Source organism: Olsenella uli, from assembly GCF_016899935.1.
GTDB classification, from domain to species: Bacteria; Actinomycetota; Coriobacteriia; order Coriobacteriales; family Atopobiaceae; genus Thermophilibacter; species Thermophilibacter uli_B.
In genome coordinates this window covers 45,553-62,501 of the sequence record NZ_JACJJK010000002.1, presented here as the reverse complement: position 1 = coordinate 62,501, position 16,949 = coordinate 45,553, and the positions used below count along the sequence as shown (strand labels likewise).

General features: G+C 69.0%; 17 protein-coding genes. 15 read left to right on the top strand and 2 right to left on the bottom strand.

Annotation, left to right across the window (positions count from 1 at the left end):
* Window positions 1-58: 58 nt before the first annotated feature.
* Window positions 59-964 (top strand): DMT family transporter, encoded by a 906-nt coding sequence (locus H6A07_RS02095; protein ID WP_342636537.1) that lies wholly within the window; start codon window positions 59-61, stop codon window positions 962-964.
* A 263-nt stretch (window positions 965-1,227) separates the two neighbouring features.
* Here the strand turns inward: H6A07_RS02095 and H6A07_RS02090 are convergent, their stop codons facing one another.
* A complete protein-coding gene (locus H6A07_RS02090; protein WP_239471001.1) occupies window positions 1,228-2,307 on the bottom strand; it encodes a coiled-coil domain-containing protein in 1,080 nt (359 codons plus the stop codon).
* Between the two features lie 163 nt (window positions 2,308-2,470).
* On the bottom strand, window positions 2,471-2,932 hold the full coding sequence (locus H6A07_RS02085; protein WP_204812922.1) for a universal stress protein: 462 nt from the start codon (window positions 2,930-2,932) through the stop codon (window positions 2,471-2,473).
* Between the two features lie 167 nt (window positions 2,933-3,099).
* On the opposite strand from H6A07_RS02085, the gene H6A07_RS02080 reads away from it, so the two are divergent.
* From H6A07_RS02080 to H6A07_RS02015, 14 genes are all read left to right on the top strand, one after another.
* On the top strand, window positions 3,100-4,017 hold the full coding sequence (locus tag H6A07_RS02080; protein ID WP_204812920.1) for an undecaprenyl-diphosphate phosphatase: 918 nt from the start codon (window positions 3,100-3,102) through the stop codon (window positions 4,015-4,017).
* A 9-nt stretch (window positions 4,018-4,026) separates the two neighbouring features.
* Entirely contained in the window at window positions 4,027-5,448 is a 1,422-nt protein-coding gene (locus H6A07_RS02075; RefSeq protein WP_204812918.1) for a serine hydrolase, read from the top strand.
* Between the two features lie 42 nt (window positions 5,449-5,490).
* Complete coding sequence (locus H6A07_RS02070; protein ID WP_204812916.1) at window positions 5,491-5,937, top strand: low molecular weight protein-tyrosine-phosphatase; 447 nt, start codon at window positions 5,491-5,493, stop codon at window positions 5,935-5,937.
* 8 nt (window positions 5,938-5,945) lie between these two features.
* A complete protein-coding gene (locus tag H6A07_RS02065; protein ID WP_204812914.1) occupies window positions 5,946-6,971 on the top strand; it encodes an alpha/beta hydrolase in 1,026 nt (341 codons plus the stop codon).
* A gap of 455 nt (window positions 6,972-7,426) precedes the next feature.
* On the top strand, window positions 7,427-7,858 hold the full coding sequence (locus tag H6A07_RS02060; RefSeq protein WP_204812912.1) for a PTS sugar transporter subunit IIA: 432 nt from the start codon (window positions 7,427-7,429) through the stop codon (window positions 7,856-7,858).
* Window positions 7,859-7,903: 45 nt separating this feature from the next.
* A complete protein-coding gene (locus H6A07_RS02055) occupies window positions 7,904-8,407 on the top strand; it encodes a PTS system mannose/fructose/N-acetylgalactosamine-transporter subunit IIB (RefSeq protein WP_204812910.1) in 504 nt (167 codons plus the stop codon).
* Between the two features lie 99 nt (window positions 8,408-8,506).
* Entirely contained in the window at window positions 8,507-9,370 is an 864-nt protein-coding gene (locus tag H6A07_RS02050; protein ID WP_204812908.1) for a PTS mannose/fructose/sorbose/N-acetylgalactosamine transporter subunit IIC, read from the top strand.
* Window positions 9,370-10,221 carry a PTS system mannose/fructose/sorbose family transporter subunit IID gene (locus H6A07_RS02045; RefSeq protein WP_204812906.1) on the top strand — a complete coding sequence of 284 codons (852 nt, stop codon included), beginning with the start codon at window positions 9,370-9,372 and terminating at the stop codon, window positions 10,219-10,221. The genes H6A07_RS02050 and H6A07_RS02045 overlap by 1 nt, the downstream gene beginning before the upstream one ends.
* Before the next feature lie 98 nt (window positions 10,222-10,319).
* Window positions 10,320-10,703, top strand: a complete 384-nt coding sequence (locus tag H6A07_RS02040; protein WP_204812904.1) for a hypothetical protein — start codon at window positions 10,320-10,322, stop codon at window positions 10,701-10,703.
* Between the two features lie 58 nt (window positions 10,704-10,761).
* Window positions 10,762-12,537: a class I mannose-6-phosphate isomerase gene (locus H6A07_RS02035; protein WP_204812902.1), complete on the top strand. Its 1,776-nt coding sequence runs from the start codon at window positions 10,762-10,764 to the stop codon at window positions 12,535-12,537.
* The gene (locus H6A07_RS02030; protein WP_204812900.1) at window positions 12,521-13,360 is read left to right on the top strand and encodes a Cof-type HAD-IIB family hydrolase; all 840 of its coding nucleotides are present in this window, start codon (window positions 12,521-12,523) and stop codon (window positions 13,358-13,360) included. Before H6A07_RS02035 ends, H6A07_RS02030 begins: the two co-directional genes overlap by 17 nt.
* 113 nt (window positions 13,361-13,473) lie before the next feature.
* Window positions 13,474-13,926: a MarR family winged helix-turn-helix transcriptional regulator gene (locus H6A07_RS02025; RefSeq protein WP_204812898.1), complete on the top strand. Its 453-nt coding sequence runs from the start codon at window positions 13,474-13,476 to the stop codon at window positions 13,924-13,926.
* Between the two features lie 173 nt (window positions 13,927-14,099).
* Entirely contained in the window at window positions 14,100-16,592 is a 2,493-nt protein-coding gene (locus H6A07_RS02020) for an ATP-dependent helicase (RefSeq protein ID WP_204812896.1), read from the top strand.
* A gap of 141 nt (window positions 16,593-16,733) precedes the next feature.
* On the top strand, window positions 16,734-16,949 hold the full coding sequence (locus H6A07_RS02015) for a helix-turn-helix domain-containing protein (RefSeq protein ID WP_204812894.1): 216 nt from the start codon (window positions 16,734-16,736) through the stop codon (window positions 16,947-16,949).

Below are 16,949 nucleotides of genomic sequence, written 5' to 3'. Positions count from 1 at the left end.
AGCATAGCGCAGGCGGGCCGTGGTAGGCTATCGACCGCTGTGCGAGGAAGGGGGACGCGTGGGCGAGAAGGACGACGAGCAGAGACGGCGCATCCGGCGCGGCATCGTGGCGACGCTGGTGGGCGGCACGCTCTGGGGCCTCAACGGGACCGTCTCCAAGTGGCTCATGGACACCTACGCGATCGACCCGCTGTGGCTCGTCTGCGTGCGCGAGCTCACGGCCTGCTGGCTCTTCCTCGCCGCCGCGGCGCTGACCGCGCGCGGCCGCGAGCAGCTGGCGGGCGTGCTGAGAAGCCCGAGCGGCCTGGCGCAGGTTCTCGGCGTGAGCTTTGCGGCGATTCTCTTCTCGCAGGTCGCCTACCTCGAGGCGATCGACTGGACCAACTCCGCCACGGCCACGATCATGCAGAGCCTGGGCATGGTGCTCGTGCTGGCGTACGTGTGCCTCAAGATGCGCCGCCGCCCGCGCCGCCGCGAGCTTCTGGGCGTGGGCCTCGCGCTTGTGGGGACCTACCTCGTGGCCACGGGCGGCAACCCCGGTCAGCTCAACCTCCCGCCGGAGGGCCTCGCGTGGGGCCTGGGCTGCGCGGTCGCGGCGGCGTGCCTTGCGGTCCTGCCCGCCGCGCCGATGGCGCGCTGGGGCAACTTCACGGTGAACGGCCTGGCGTTTCTGGTCTCGGGTGCGGTGCTCTCGGCGTGGTACCGGCCGTGGGAGCACATGCCGGCGCTCGACGGCCTGGCGGTCGCGGTGCTCGCGCTCTGCGTGGTGGCGGGGACCTTCGGCGCCTACGCGCTCTACCTGCAGGGCGTCAAGGACGCGGGCTCCATGCGCGCGAGCCTGCTCGGGACCATCGAGCCGGTCACGGCCACCGTCGCCTCGGTCGTGTGGCTGGCCACGCCCTTCTCGGGCGCGGAGCTCGTGGGCTTTGCCCTCATCATCGTGATGGTCTACCTCACGGCGTAGGGCACGGGGAGCCGATCCGGGAAACGCCGCCCTTGGTACGGAGCGTTCTAAAAAAGTGGGGACCTTGTCCCGGCGCGTTCTAGAAAAGTTCGGCCTTGTTCCCCGTTGGACCGCATATCCGTGGCAAGCCCGACGATTTCCGGAGCAAATTGCGACAAGGGCGGCGATTCCTGGAACTCGGTGGGACAAGGCCCGGATTTCTTAGAAGCGCGCGCGACAAGGTCGCCAATTCCCGGGCGCCCCCGCGACAAGGGCGGCGATTCCTAGATGCGCTGCATGTTGGCCAGGACGCTCGTGTACCAGTGGTCCGCGTTGGGCGGGCAGTACTTGAGGGCGCCGGCGTAGGTGAGCTGGCCGCCGTAGCCCGCCGCGAGGCCGGCCACGTGGTCCCAGATGGCCTCCTCCCAGCTGCCCCAGCTGGAGCTGCCCCAGCCCCAGGCGTTGTGGGGGAGGAAGCAGTAGCGGCCCTGCGTGCTCTCGACCATGGAGATCGCGGGCGAGAAGCGCGGGTCCACGCCGTACTCCCAGGCGGCCTCGGCGAAGGTGCGGCCCTGCCCGGCGAGGGGGGAGCCGGCGAGGTAGGCGTCGATGCGCGACGCCCAGCTGCTGATGAAGGACTCGCGGTCCATGTTCCAGTCGACGCTGCCGGCGTTGGGCGAGGAGGGGACCTCGACCGGCGCCTGGTTGCCGGACTCTGTGGTGAAGGAGTTGCCCTGGTCCTTCTGGGCCGCCTCGAGCGCGGCCTGGCGCTCGGCGGCCTCGGCGGCCTCCTGGGCGGCGATCTGCGCCTGGAGCTCGGCGCGGGCGGCGTTGGCGGCCTCGAGCGCGGCCTCGGCCTCGGCCTGCTGCTCCTCCGCCTCCTCCATCTGCGAGCTGAGGCTGGCGCGCGTCATCTCGAGCTCGCCCTCGAGCGCGACGAGCTCGTCGAGGGCGTCGGTGCTGCTGGACTGGATGACGTCGAGGTACTGCACCGTGGAGAGGAGGTCGTAGAAGTCATCGGAGGCGAGCAGCAGCTCCACGAGGCCGCCGGAGCTCTGCTGCATCTTGTAGAGGGTGCGCATGGACGACGCGGCGCGGTCCCGGGCGTCCGGCAGCTCCGCCTCGATCTCGGCGATGCGGTCCTCGTTCTCGTCGATCTGGCCCTGGATCTCCTCGACCTGGGCGGTGGCTGCCTCGTAGTCCGCGTTGCCCTGCTCGATCTGCTGCTGGATCTCCTGGAGCTCGCCCATCGGGTCGGCGGCGGCCACGGTGGGCCGGGCGACGAACGGGCACGCCGCACAGGCGAGAAGACCGGCGAGAAGGACGCCAAAGACTCTCGTTCCCGTGCGTTTACCTGCTATCACGTCAGAATTCCTCCGTCGTTGGGCGACCGGTCGGGACGGGCGCACGAGCGTACAGACCCTCCCATTCTACCTACGGGCGGCGGGAAACACCGTTTCTGCACGAGTCGGCCCCGCCGTGCGACGGGGCCGACGGGAGGCCATGCGGGCCGTGCGGGACGTCCGGCTACTTGATGATCAGGGTGTCGCAGTCGGTGTTGCGGGTGAGGAAGGTGGAGATCGAGCCGAGGATGGCGTACTTGATCGAGGAGAGGCCGCGCGCCCCGCAGATCACGAGGTCCGGCTGGATCACGTCGAGCATCTCGTCCTTGAGGGTCTCGCGGATGCGCCCGGCGCGCACGAGCACCTCGACCTTCTTGATGCCCGGCATCCCCTCCGCCACGCGGACCTTCTCGGCGATGGACTCCCGGAAGGTACGCTCCAGGCTGGGGACAATGTCGACGGGGTAGGTCCCCGCCGCCTCGAGCGCGGTGGAGTCGATCACGTGTCCGATGTAGAGCTCGGCCTCGTCGTTCGCCGCCATGACGATGGCGCGGTCGAGCACCTTGTCCTGCTCGTCCGAGCCGTCGAGGGAGACGAAGATCTTGTCGTAGCCGAGGTCCTGGTAGGAGGTGGTTGGTTCGGTCATGGTGGGCTCCTTCCGCTGCGGGCCGTTTCGGAGGCTGCGGCTCTTATTCCCCACGGGGCGCCGTCCGGCAGCTCGGGACCGCCAAACGGCGTAGATTTTCGGTGGCGGGACGCCGCGCGGGCGCCGCTTGCGCCACTATAGGAACGCTGTCGGCTGAAGGAAGGACCATGGACCTCATAGAGCTCGTCAAGGCTGCGGTGTACGGCGTCGTGGAGGGCGTGACCGAGTGGCTGCCCATCTCGTCCACCGGGCACATGCTGCTGCTGAACCAGTTCCTCGCCATGGACGTCTCCGAGGACTTCTGGAACATGTTCCTCGTGGTCATCCAGCTCGGCGCGATCCTCGCCGTCTGCGTGATGTTCTTCCACCGGCTCAACCCCTTCTCCCCGAGCAAGAGCGCGGGCGAGAAGCGCGACACGTGGTCGCTCTGGGGCAAGACGATCGTGGCCTGCATCCCCGCCGCCGCGATCGGCATCCCCATCGACGACTGGATGGAGGCCAACCTCGGCAGCCCCTTCGTGATCGCGGCGGCGCTCGTCGTCTACGGCGTCGCCTTCATCGTGATCGAGACCGTGCGCGAGCGCCGCGCCGCCTCCCTCGCCTCCTCCGGCCGGCACTTCTCGGCCCCCGACCTCGGCGACGCCCCCACGCGCTCCGAGCTCGCCGACGCCGGCGCCCGGGTGCGGACGCTCGAGGCGCTCGACTGGAGGACCGCGATCGGCATCGGCCTCTTCCAGGTGCTCTCGATCGTGCCCGGCACGTCGCGCTCCGGCTCCACCATCATCGGCGGGCTCCTGCTCGGCTGCTCGCGCACCGTGGTCGCCGAGTTCACGTTTTTTCTCGCCATCCCCGTCATGTTCGGCGCGAGCGGCCTGCGCCTCGTGAAGTACTTCCTCGCGGGCAACGCGCTCTCGGGCACCGAGGCGGCCGTGCTCGGCGTGGGGTGCGTCGTGGCGTTCCTGGTCTCGCTCGCGGTCATCCGCTTCCTCATGGCGTTCGTGCGCCGCCACGACTTCAAGCCGTTCGGCTGGTACCGCATCGTGCTCGGCGTCGCCGTGATCGCCTGGTTCGCCCTCGTCGGCTAGGGGGTTGCCGTGAAGACCAGCCGCCGCGCGCACCTCGCCGCGCTTCTCGTCCTGCTGCTCGCCCTCGCGTGCGCGCTGGGGGCCGCGCCCGCGCCCGCCGCCGCAGAGGACGCGCCCGAGGCGACCTGGTCCGCCGACGAGCCGCCGGCGCTCTCCTGCACCCGGGCCCTGCTCGTCGAGCGCGAGACCAACACGACGCTCTACGCGCAGGGGGCCGACGAGCGCGCCTACCCCGCCTCGATCACCAAGGTCATGACGGCGCTCCTGGTGCTCGAGAACGCCGACCTCGACGACATGGTCACCGTGGAGGAGCACGACCTCGACGAGGTCACCTGGGACAGCTCGGTGGCGGGCCTCAAGGTGGGCGACACGCTGAGCGTCCGCGACCTTCTGGCCTGCCTGCTCATCCCCTCCGGCAACGACGCCTCCTACGTGCTCGCGCGCTACGTCGCGGGCGGGGACTGGCACGACTTCGTCGACATGATGAACGAGCGGGCAGTCGAGCTCGGGTGCACGGGCACGCACTTCGTCAACCCCTGCGGCCTGCACGACGACGACCACTACTCGACGGCCCACGACCTCCTGCTCATGTTCGAGGAGGCGCTCAAGCACCCCGAGTTCGCGGAGATCGCGGGCAGCGCGACCTGGGACATCCCCGCCACGGGGGACAACGAGGCCCGCACGCTCGAGAACACCGACACGCTGCTCGACCCGGAGAGCCCCGTCTACATGGGCGACGCGATCGTGGCGAGCAAGACTGGCTCGACCTACGACGCGGGCCGCTGCCTCATCACCGAGGCGCAGCGCGACGGCCGGACCCTCATTGGCGTCGTGCTCGGCGCGCCGATGGAGGAGGACGCCGACGGCGTGGCGGGCAGCTTCTACGACATGCGCTCGCTTCTGGAGTGGGGCTTCGGGGCCTGGCGGACCGGCGACGTCGTGCGCATCGGCGACGTCGTGGGCGAGGTCGGGGTGACCCTTTCGAGCGACGGCGAGAAGGTCGACGCGGCGGCCACGACGACCATCTACGCCACGGTCCCGGCCGACACCACGATCGACGACCTGACGCTCACGCCGTCGTGGAGCGGCTCGATCCAGGCGCCGGTCAGCGAGGGCCGCGAGCTCGGCACGGTCTCGGTCGCCCTTGGCGAGCGGCGGCTCGGCACGGTCTCGGCGGGCGTGGCGCACGCGATGTCCCTCTCGATCCCGGCCTATGTGGACTGGTGGGTCACCAACAACCCGACCCTCGTCATGTACGCCGTCGCGGCGGTGGTCGCGCTGGTCCTTGTCGTCGGGCTCGTGGCGGGCGTTCACGCCCACGTGCACCGTCGCCGGGCCGCCGACGCTCGCCGTCGCGGCGCCGGGCCGTCGCGCCGGAAGGCGACCCCTGCGCAGCGCGGCCGGCACGGCGGCAGCCACCTGCGGCGCTAGCGTCATGACCGAATAGCGCCCGCGTCTCCCGAAAGGCTCTCCATGATCCGCATCCTCTTTGTCTGCCACGGCAACGTCTGCCGTTCGACGATGGCCCAGTTCGTGATGGAGGAGCTCGCCCGCCGCGTCGGCCGCGCGGACGAGTTCACGATCGACTCCGCCGCGACGAGCCGCGAGGAGCTCGGCAACCCGCCCCATCACGGGACCGTGTCCAAGCTGCGCGCGGAGGGGATCCCGGTCGGGCGGCACCGGGCGCGGCAGGTCAGGCGCGACGAGTACGGCTCGTGGGACCACATCATCTATATGGACGCGGAGAACGCCCGGGGCCTGCGGCGGATCCTCGGCGCCGACCCGGACGGCAAGGTGAGCCGGCTGCTCGACTGGACCGGCCGGCCCGGCGACGTGGCCGACCCCTGGTACACCGGCGACTTCGACGCCACGTACCGCGACGTGCTCGCCGGGTGCGAGGCGCTGCTCGCCGCGCTGTGAGGAGGCCTATGAACGAGAGGAACAGGAGGCCGTCGGCCGTTCGTGGGCTCGTCGCGGCGGCGCTCGCCGGCAGGCTGCTGCCGGCGGTCCTGGGGCCGCAGCGCGACCTGGGCTCCGAGGAGCTGGGGCCCTACCTCGGCGGGGGCGGCGACGCGCGCGTGCGCGACATGTCCCCGGGCCTCTCCGCGCACGAGGGGGAGGTCATGGAGTGGGACCGCGCCGAGGAGGCCGACCGTACCTGGCGCTGGCTGCATCAGCTGCCCGCAGGCGTGGAGGACGTGTCCGTGGCCTCCGACGACGGGACCCGCCTCGTCGGCCACGCGCTCGCGTGCCGGCCGGACTCCCCGCGCTGGGTCGTCTTTGCCCATGGCTACCACGACAACTGGCGCGCCGGCCTCACCTTCGCCCGGCGGCTTGCCGACATGGGCTTCAACCTGCTCTTCTGCGACCTGCGTGCCCACGGGGCGAGCGGCGGGGACTGGGTGGGCTGCGGCTGGCTCGACCGGCGCGACCTCGTGGCGTGGGCCCGCTGGGTCACGGCCCGGGCGGGGGAGGGCGCCCGCGTGGCGCTCATGGGCATCTCGATGGGCGCCGCCTCCTGCCTCATGGCTTCTGCCGAGAAGGACCTCCCGCCGCAGGTCTTCGCCTGCGTGGCGGACTCGGGCTACGCCGACTTCTGGCGCGCGGCGGAAAACGTCGTGGAGACGGGCTCGCTCGGGACGCCACCGGTCGCGGCGCACCCGCTGCTCGACGTCGCGCGCCGCCGGCTCCTGCGCGCGCCCGGCGGGTACGACCTGCGCCTCGCCCGTCCGGTCGACGCGCTCGCGCACGTGCGGGTGCCGGTGCTGCTGCTCCACGGCGAGCTCGACCGCGTGGTCCCCGTCGCGATGGCCCATGAGCTCGCGGCTGCGGGGACGGGCCACGAGCTCGTGACCTTCTCGGGCGCTGGTCACTGCTGCTCCGTCTTCGCCGACCCGGGGCGCTACTGGGGCGCCGTGGGCGCGTTTCTCGGCCGTTGGGCGGAGCGATTCTAGGAATCGGCGTTCTTGTCGCCGCGCGGTCCGGGAATCGCCGGGGTTGTTCCGGCGGCGTCCGGGAATCGCCGCCCTTGTCGCGAGCCCTTCCGAAAATCGCCGGGGTTGTCCCGGTGGCGTCCCGGAATCGCCGCCCGTGTACCGCGCGACTCTAGGAATTCCCGCCCGTGCGCACCTGTAGGCCGGTTCCGGTGGCCAAGGTCCCGTTTTCTTAGACACCCATGCGACAAGGGCGCGAATTATGAGAATCCGCTGGTACAAGGCCGTCTTTTCCTAGAAGGCCACGCCTCGGTATGCCGTGATTGTAGTTTCAAACCGAAATAGTTGCTACCGTTAACCGACGAATAGTTACCGCTGGCAACTATCCGATTGCCCCGTTAATAGTTAATAGCAACAATCAAATCACGAACAGGGACCTGAAAAGCGGCCCCGACAATCACGCGAGAGGAAACGACATGAGGTATCTGCTTCTGGTGAGCCACGGCACGTTCGCGCCGGGCCTGCACAGCGTGCTCGACATGCTGGTGGGCAAGCGCGAGGACATCCTGAGCTGCAGCCTGCGCGACGGCGAGGGCGCCGACGAGTACGTCGCCGAGCTGGAGAAGGTGGTCGAGAAGATCGGCGAGGGCGACGAGGTCATCGTCATGGGCGACATCATCGGCGGGTCCCCGCTCACCAACGCCCTCAACGTGCTCGCCGGGCGCGGGCTGCTCGCCCGCACGCGCGCCTTTGGCGGCGTGAGCCTGCCGATGGCGCTCACGGCGGCCTTTGACCTGCAGACGGACGATCCGATGGCCCTCTGCGCCTCCGCTGTCTCCGAGGGCCAGGCGGCCATGCGCGAGGTCGAGCTCGACCTCGGCGACAATGACGAGGACGAGGACCTCTAGTAAGAAGCGCGGCGGAAGGTCCGCTGCATGAGAGAAGGAGCAGACATGGCAGTTTCGTTCGTTCGCATCGACGACCGCATGATCCACGGTCAGACCGTCACGCGCTGGGCGGTCGAGTACCCCTGCGACGGCATCATCGCCGTCAACGATGCCGCGGCGTCCAACCCGGTGCTCAAGAGCGCCTACAAGAGCGCAGCGCCGGACAAGAAGACCTTCGTCTGGACGATGGACCACTTCAAGGAGAAGGCCCAGACCGTCCTCGACAGCAAGACCCGCTACTTCCTGATCACCAAGAACCCGGTGGACATGGCCGAGATCCTCGTGAACTTTGGCTTTGTGCCCGATGACGTCAAGACCGTCATCGTGGGGCCCTGCAACGACCGTCCCGGCACCACCAAGATCGGCAACAACCAGTCCATCACCCAGGAGGAGGCCGACGCCCTGGAGGCCATCTCCAAGAAGGGCTACGCCGTGGACTTCCGCCTGATCCCCGACAAGGAGACGGGCCCCTGGGACAAGTTCCGCGGCCAGTTCGGCTACACCGACTAGCCCTCGCTTCGTGCACGACATCGGGCGCCCGCCCGGGAGGGCGCCCGGTGACAGGCTGCAGGAGCCCTCACGGGCCCACGCACTAGAAAGGTGGTACGTATGGTAATCAACGCGTTCCAGGCCGCATTGCTCGGACTGTTCGCCTGCCTGGCCTCGATGCCCGGCCTCGGCGGCACGTCCATCGGCAACTACACGCTCGGCCGCCCGCTCGTCGCCGGCCTGGTGGTCGGCATCATCCTGGGTGACGTCACCGACGGCATTCTCGTCGGCATGGCCATCCAGGTGGTCTACATCGCCCTCGTCACCCCCGGCGGCACCGTCTCGGCCGACGTCCGCGCGGCCTGCTACATCGGCATCCCGCTCGCCCTCATCGCCGTCAAGGCCCAGGGGCTTGACGCCGGCAGCGCGGAGGCTGCGGCCCTCGCGACCTCGCTCGGCGCCACGTGCGGCACCCTCGGCGCCATCCTGTTCTACGGCACCGCGACGATCAACCTGGCCTGGCAGGCCATGGGCTGGAAGTGGCTCGAGAAGGGCGACACCCACAAGCTCTACCTCGTCGACATGGTCCTGCCCTGGATCTCCCACATCATCTGCTCCTTCCTGCCCACGTTCCTGCTCGTCTACTTTGGCGGCGACGCGGTGAACAACCTGCTGGCGAGCCTGCCCATGGACGGCATCCCCATGAAGACCCTGTTCGCCGTGGGTTCGCTGCTTCCCTGCGTCGGTATCGCCATCCTGCTCAAGCAGGTCATCACCAAGGCCACCGACTTCCTGCCGTTCTTCTTCGGCTTCACGCTCGCTGCGGTCATGGGCTGCAACCTCATCGCCGCCTCCGCGATCGCCTGCTTCTTCGCGCTCATCAACTACGAGATCACTACGCTGCGCCTGAAGGTCGAGCGCGTGGGCGCCGCAGGTGCGCTCAACGCCTCCACCGTTGACGACGAGGATGAGGAGGACATCTAATGGCTGACACCACCGCCGATCAGAAGGACGGCCGCAAGGTCTCCAAGAAGGCCCTCGCCAAGTCCTTCCGCAACTGGTACTACGGCAACCTCACGTGCTTCTCGCAGGAGCACATGCAGACCTTCGGCTACCTGGTCTCCATGCTGCCGATCGTCGAGGACCTCTACGACAATAAGGACGACCAGACCAAGGCCCTCCAGACCTACTCCGCGTTCTTCAACACCGAGCCGCAGATCGGCACCATGATCGTCGGCGTCACCGTGGGCCTCGAGGAGGCGCGCGCCAACGGCCAGCCCGTCGATGACGATACGATCAACGGCATCCGTGCCGGCCTCATGGGCCCGCTCGCCGGCATCGGCGACTCCCTGATCGTGGGCACGCTGATCCCGATCCTGCTCGGCATCGCCATGGGCCTCTCCGAGGGCGGGTCCGTGCTCGGCCCGATCTTCTATATCGTGGTCTGGAACCTGCTCGCCTACTTCGGCATGCGTTTCGCCTACTACCAGGGCTACAAGCTCGGCGGTGATGCCGTGGAGGCCCTCGTGGGCCCCAACGCCCAGGCCCTGCGCGAGGCCATCGTGATGGTCGGCACGATCGTCATCGGTGCGGTTGACGCCACGTGGGTCTCCATCACCACGGCCCTCACGCTCCCGGGCGGCGGAACCCTGCAGGGCACGCTCGACGGCATCTACCCCAAGCTGCTGCCCCTGATCTTCACGGTCTTCTGCTGGTGGCTCATGTCCAAGAAGAAGGTCAGCCCGATCATCACGATGCTCATCCTGCTCGTGATCGCCTTCCTCGGCGCGTGCTGTGGCTTCTTCGGCGCCGCCACGATCGCCACGGCCGCGTAAGGCCCGCACGACCGCTGAACGCTCGCTTGAGCGTCCTCCTTCAGAGCCCGGGCCGCATCTCCCCTGCGGCCCGGGCAGCCCCATAGAGAGGAACTCCCATGGCACTCGACACCTCCAACTGGACCCGCGACGACCTCATCCGCGAGGCCAAGCTCCAGACCGACGCCATCCAGCGCCTCAACGTCTGGCTGCGCATCGGCTACTCGCTTCTGGCCATCGGCTTCATCGTGGGCTACTGGGGCTTCTACGGCGGGGGCGGGACGGGCTTTGGCGTGCTGGGGGTCGTGCTGCTCGTCGTGGGGGCGCTCGTCTCGGCGGTCCTCAAGGTGGGGACCACCAACGCTAAGAAGAACGTGAGGAACATCCTCGCGGCTGCCGGCGTGGACCTCGACGAGTGGGCCCTCGAGCACGGGAAGGGCAAGGGCGGCGAGAAGAACGCGAAAGGCGAGAAGAACGACAAGAGCGAGGAGAACGACAGCTAGCCGGTGGCATCGTGGGGATAACCGGAGAATGCGCGCGACGATCAAGTGAGAGAAGATCATGGCATACGACAGACATCCGACCGTGCGCGTGCCCGGGCACCGGGCGATCGTGGGCTATGACGCCCTTCTCGCCGAGCTCTCTAGGCGCGTGGGGGAGGTCCGCGCGCAGAACGGCGGGCGCTGCGTCCTGGTGTGCGACTCCTATCCCGGCGTCTGGGATGACGAGGTCATCTCGCAGATGGTCCGCCTGCGCCCGGACGCGGTCGTGGACACGCGGACGCTCTTTCCCGAGCCCGCCGAGCTTACGCGTCGCATGGAGCCCTTCCTGACGGACGACCGGGTCTTCGGCCGCATGTGCTTTTGCGGGCTCGAGGAGTTCATGGACGCCCGCGCCCTTCTCGCTGCGCGCTGGCGCGTCGAGGGCGTGAGCGGCCTCGTGCTCGTCTGCGGCTTTGGGGCGGCGCTCGTGCATCCCGGCGATGTGCTCGTCTACCTGGACGTGACGCGCTGGGAGATTCAGCTGCGCTACCGCGCCGGCATGCCCAGCTACGGCTGCGACAACGGGGACGAGGACGTGCTGCGCAAGGTCAAGCGCGGCTACTTCGTGGAGTGGCGCGTCGCCGACCGGCACAAGGCGGGCCTGCTCGGACGGGCGGACTACGTGGTGGGGACCGACGAGCGGGGCGTCCCGCGGGCCATGACGGGCGCGGCGCTCCAGGAGGCCCTCGACGCGGCGTCCAGTCGCCCCTTCAGGACCGAGCCCTACTTCGACCCGGGCGTCTGGGGCGGCCAGTGGATGCGCGAGCGCTTTGGCCTGCCCGCGGACGCGCCCAACTACGCCTGGTCCTTCGACGGCGTCCCGGAGGAGAACGCGATCGCCTTCGATCTGGAGAGCGGCGTCGTGCGCCTGCCCGCCATGGACCTCACGCTCCTGAGGCCACGCGCGCTTCTCGGCGAGGGCGTCTACGCGCGCTTTGGGGCGGAGTTCCCCATCCGTTTTGACCTGCTCGACACCATGGGCGGGCAGAACCTGAGCCTGCAGGTCCATCCCACGACGGACTACATCCGCCGGGAGTTCGGCATGGCCTACACGCAGGACGAGAGCTACTACCTCCTGGACGCGGAGGAAGGGGCCTGCGTCTACCTGGGCCTTCGCGAGGGGGTGGACCCAGGGGAGATGATGGGCGCGCTCGAGGACGCCAACGCCGGCGGCGCCCCCTTCGATGCCGAGCGCTACGTCAACCGCGTCCCGGCACGGCCGCACGACCACTTTCTCATCCCGGCGGGCACGGTCCACTGCTCGGGTGCGGGGACGATGGTGCTGGAGATCAGCGCCACGCCGTACCTCTTCACCTTCAAGCTCTGGGACTGGGGTCGGCTCGGCCTTGACGGGCGTCCCCGCCCGGTGCACCTGGAGCATGGGGGCAAGGTCATCCGCTGGGACCGCACGACCGAGTGGGTGGAGAAGAACCTCGTCAACCGCGCGCATGACGTCGACGAGCCCGGCGGCGCCGACCGCGTGGAGGTGACGGGCCTGCATGAGCTCGAGCCCATCCTGTGCCGGCGCTACACGGTGGCGCCCGGCGGGTCGGCGCGCCTGGACACGCGCGGGACGCTCAACGTGCTCAACCTGGTGGCGGGCGCGGAGGCGGTGGTCAGAAGCCCCGGGGGCGCCTTCGAGCCCCTGACGGTGCACTATGCGGAGACCTTCATCGTGCCGGCCGCCGTGGGGGCCTACGAGGTCAGGCCCGCGGCCGGCTGCGAGGGTCCAATCATGTTCGTGCGCGCGAGCGTGCGCGGGACGGAAGGTGGTCACCATGACGAAGAGGGCTGACAGCGGGCGAGAAGAACGTGGGGGCAGCCTGCCCGCGGTCGTGTTCAGCGACGTTGACGGGACGCTGCTCGACGGCTCGCATCGCGTGAGCCCACGCACGGCCGCGGCGGTGCGCGGGCTCGGAGCGCGCGGCGTCCCGTTCGTGCTCGTCTCGGCGCGCATGCCCGAGGCGCTCGAACAGATTCGCCGCGAGCTCGGCAACGCGGGGCCCGTCGTGTGCTACGGGGGCGCCTACGTGCTCGACGCCGCCGGGGCGGAGCTCCTGAGCAGGCCCATCGCGCTCGGGTGCGCGCTCGAGGTGCGTGACTACGTGGTCTGCGCCCTGCCGGACGTCTGCTGCATGGCGTATGGCTATCACACGTGGGTGACGTCGGACCGCTCGGACCCGCGCGTGGCGCGCGAGGAGCGCATCGTGGGCGTGGAGTCCGTCGAGGGAACGCTCGAGGAGCACTTCTCGGAGCGGGGCCTCCACAAGTTCCTCCTCGTGGGGGAGCCGGCCTCGGTGGAGCGGGCGGAGCGCGAGCTGGGCGCGGCGTTCCCCAACCTCGCCGTGGTGCGCTCGTCGCCCATCCTCTGCGAGGTGATGGACGGCCGCGTGAGCAAGGCCGAGGGGGTCGAGGCCGTCTGCCGGCATCTGGGGGTAAGCGCCGCGGACGCGGCCGCCTTCGGCGACGGCCGCAATGACATCGACATGCTGCGCGCGGTGGGGGAGAGCTGGGCCATGGCAAACGCGCCCGCCGAGGTGCGCGACGCCGCGTCGCGGGTGACGGCGTTCGACAACGACCACGACGGCCTCGCCGAGACGATCTTCTCGCTTATTTGAAAGAGGTGAACGAAATGCGAGGCACGGGGAAAGTTGCTACTATTAACCAGTCAGAGGACGTGCTTGACGCGTCCGCTCCGCCGCGTTTCGATGAAAGGGCCCGCTGCAAGCAGATGGATTACGAGGACGCCGCAAAGAAGCTCATCATGTACTCCCGGGGGGTCGCCAAGGGCTCCATCGGGACGGCGTACGGCATGTCGATGGGCGAGGACCCGGTGCTCGAGTACATCTCGCGCCAGGACGAGGCGATGACGCCCTCCGAGCTCGCCAAGACGCTCGGGTACACGCGGCCGCGCATGACCCGCATCATCGACTCGCTCGAGGAGAAGGGCTACGTGGTCCGCGAGCAGGACAAGGAGGACCGGCGCCGCGTGCTCGTCTACTGCACCGACGAGGGCCGCTGCCATGCCAACGAGGACAGCTCCGATGGGGTCTCGAGCCTTGCCGCCACGCTGAGCAAGATGGGGGAGCACGATGCCCGCGAGCTGCTGCGCGGCCTCGAGATTGCCTACAGCCTCACCTACGACAAGGACGACATCTTCGGCGGCGTCAAGAAGCGCAAGTAGCCGACCTGCCGGATGCTGACAAAGGTGTCAGGGCAGTTTGTTATGAAAAACATGACAAACTGCCCTGACACCTTTGTCAGCATTTGTCGGGTAGCCAGATCCCGGCAATTGCCGTCCGGTCATGCCGCTACACTCGTAGGGCACGCAGTCACCGAGAAGAACGTGGGGGCTTCATGACCCAGAACCAGCAGACCCTCTTTTCGCCGACGCCCATCCCGGCCTCGGCGCCCGCCATCGACCTGGAGGGCCTGAACCCCGCCCAGCGCGAGGCCGTGGAGTGCACGCGCGGTCCGCTTCTGGTGCTCGCGGGCGCGGGCTCGGGCAAGACGCGCGTGCTCACGTACCGCATCGCGCACATGATCGCGGACGAGGGCGTGCGCCCCTGGCAGGTCCTGGCCATCACGTTCACCAACAAGGCTGCGGCCGAGATGCGCGAGCGCCTGGAGGCCCTGCTCCCGTACGGCACGCGCGGCATGTGGGTCTGCACGTTCCATGCCATGTGCGTGCGGATGCTGCGCGAGGACCCGGAACTGGTGGGCTACCGGCCCAACTTCACGATCTACGACGACGATGACTCGCGCCGCCTGGTCAAGACCATCATGGCGGATCTGGACCTGGACCAGAAGCAGTTCCCGATGAACTCCGTGCGCGCCAAGATCTCCGCTGCCAAGAACGCGCTCGTGGGCCCGGACGAGCTGGCGAGCTCCTCCAATCCGGCGGACCGCGCCGCCGCGCGCGTCTACCGCGAGCTGGACCGCCGCCTCGCGCGCGCCAACGCGATGGACTTCGACGACCTGCTGGTCAAGACCTTCGAGCTGCTCTCCAAGCGCCCCGAGGTGCTGGAGCGCTACCAGGACCGCTTCCGCCAGATCAGCGTGGACGAGTACCAGGACACCAACCACGTCCAGTACGCGATCACCAACCTTCTGGCCGCGCGCCACCGCAACCTCATGGTCGTGGGCGACGACGACCAGTCCATCTACAGCTGGCGCGGCGCGGACATCCAGAACATCCTGGACTTCGAGAAGGACTACCCGGATGCCCACGTGGTGCGCCTGGAGCAGAACTACCGCTCGACGGGCCACATCCTGGCCGCAGCCAACGCCGTGGTGGCCAACAACGCGCGCCGCAAGCCCAAGCGCCTGTTCACGGACGCGGGCGACGGCGAGAAGATCCGCGTGTTCCAGGCGTCCGACGAGCGTGACGAGGGTCGCTGGATCGGCTCGGAGATCGAGAAGCTCCATGACGGCGGTACGAGCTACGACGACATGGCCGTCTTCTACCGCACCAACGCGCAGTCGCGCATCCTTGAGGACATGTTCCTGCGCGCGGGCGTGCCGTACAAGATCGTGGGCGGCACGCGCTTCTTCGACCGTGCCGAGGTCCGCGACGTCATGGCCTACCTCAAGCTCGTCGTGAACCCAGACGATGACGTGGCGGCGCTGCGCGTGGTCAACACGCCGCGCCGCGGCATCGGCACCACCTCGATCAACAAGATCCGCGAGCTGGCGGCCGACGAGCGCATCTCGTTCTTCAGCGCCTGCGAGATGGCAATCGCCGAGGAGGGGCTGCTCGGGGCGAAGGTGCGCTCGGCGCTGGCGGAGTTCACCGGCACGATCGAGGCGGCGCGCCACTTCACCGGCGAGCTCGCGGACGTGGTCGAGGCCATCGTGGACCGCTCCGGTCTCGTGCGGGCGCTCGAGGCCGAGCACTCCGTGGAGGCCGACGGCCGCATCGAGAACATCAAGGAGTTCATGGGCGTCGCCGCCGAGTTCGACGAGACGCACGACGCGGTGGAGACGCTCGAGAGCCTGGCGCAGCTGCGCGCGGCGGGGGCGCTCGACGCGGAAGGGCCCGGGGCGGCGTCCCCGACGGGCTCCGCGCTCGCTTCGCTCGCTCGCCAAGGCGAGTCGCCCTCTGGGGACGTCGCCCCGGAGCCTGCCCCTCTTAGGCCGCCCGTCGCGTCGGAGAAGCTGCCGGCGCTCATCGAGTGGCTGGCGCTGCGCTCTGACCTGGACTCTCTGGCCGGCCAGACGCATGCGGTCACGATGATGACGATCCACTCGGCGAAGGGCCTGGAGTTCCCGGTTGTGTTCGTGGCCGGCATGGAGGAGGGCATCTTCCCGCACGCCTCCTACGAGAGCGACGAGGCGAGCGTGGAGGAGGAGCGCCGCCTGGCCTACGTGGCTATCACGCGCGCCCGCAAGCGGCTCTACCTCACGCACGCCACTACGCGGCGCACCTTTGGGTCCGTGGCCGCCAACGCGCCGAGCCGCTTCCTGCGGGAGATCCCCGAGGCCGACGTGGAGCGCGTGGGTGTGGGCTCGTCCGGCTTTGCCGGCGTGGGCTGGGAGAAGCGCGGCGACCGCCACGGCACCTTCGGCAGCGGGCGCGGCTCGGAGGTCTACGGCGGGCACGTCTTTGGGTCGCGCACGCGCTCCACGGGCGGCGGGGCGGCGCGTCCGAGCGCCCCGGCCGGTCCTAAGCCGGACGCCGCGCGCGCGGCTGCGACCTTTGCCCCCGGCGACAAGGTCTCGCACAAGACCTTCGGCCCGGGCGTGGTCGTCGCGGCCTCGGGCGACACGATCGAGGTTCGCTTCACCCGCACGGGCACGACGAAGAAGCTCCTCAAGGGTTTTGCGCCCATCGTCAAGATCGAGGGGTGACGCGAGAGGCTGCCCTGTCCGGCTTGCCCCCCGCGATTTATGCGAACGCATAAACAGCGCCTCCATCTCGGTTGATTTATGCGAACGCATAAATTAGGATGGTCATGACACGTTTTTATGCGGACGCATAAAGGAGCGGGTATGAGCCAGGTGAGAAGCTCTGCGGACCTGGGCGAGGTCATCCGCGCGGAGCGTCGACGCCAGGGCATGACGCAGGCGGAGCTCGCCGGTCTTGCGGACGTCGGCGTCACGTTTCTGTCGCAGCTCGAGAACGGCAAGGGGTCGGCGGAGGTCGGCAAGGTCCTGCAGGTCCTGACCATGCTGGGAGTCGACGTCCTTGTCGAGCCGAGGGGCTGA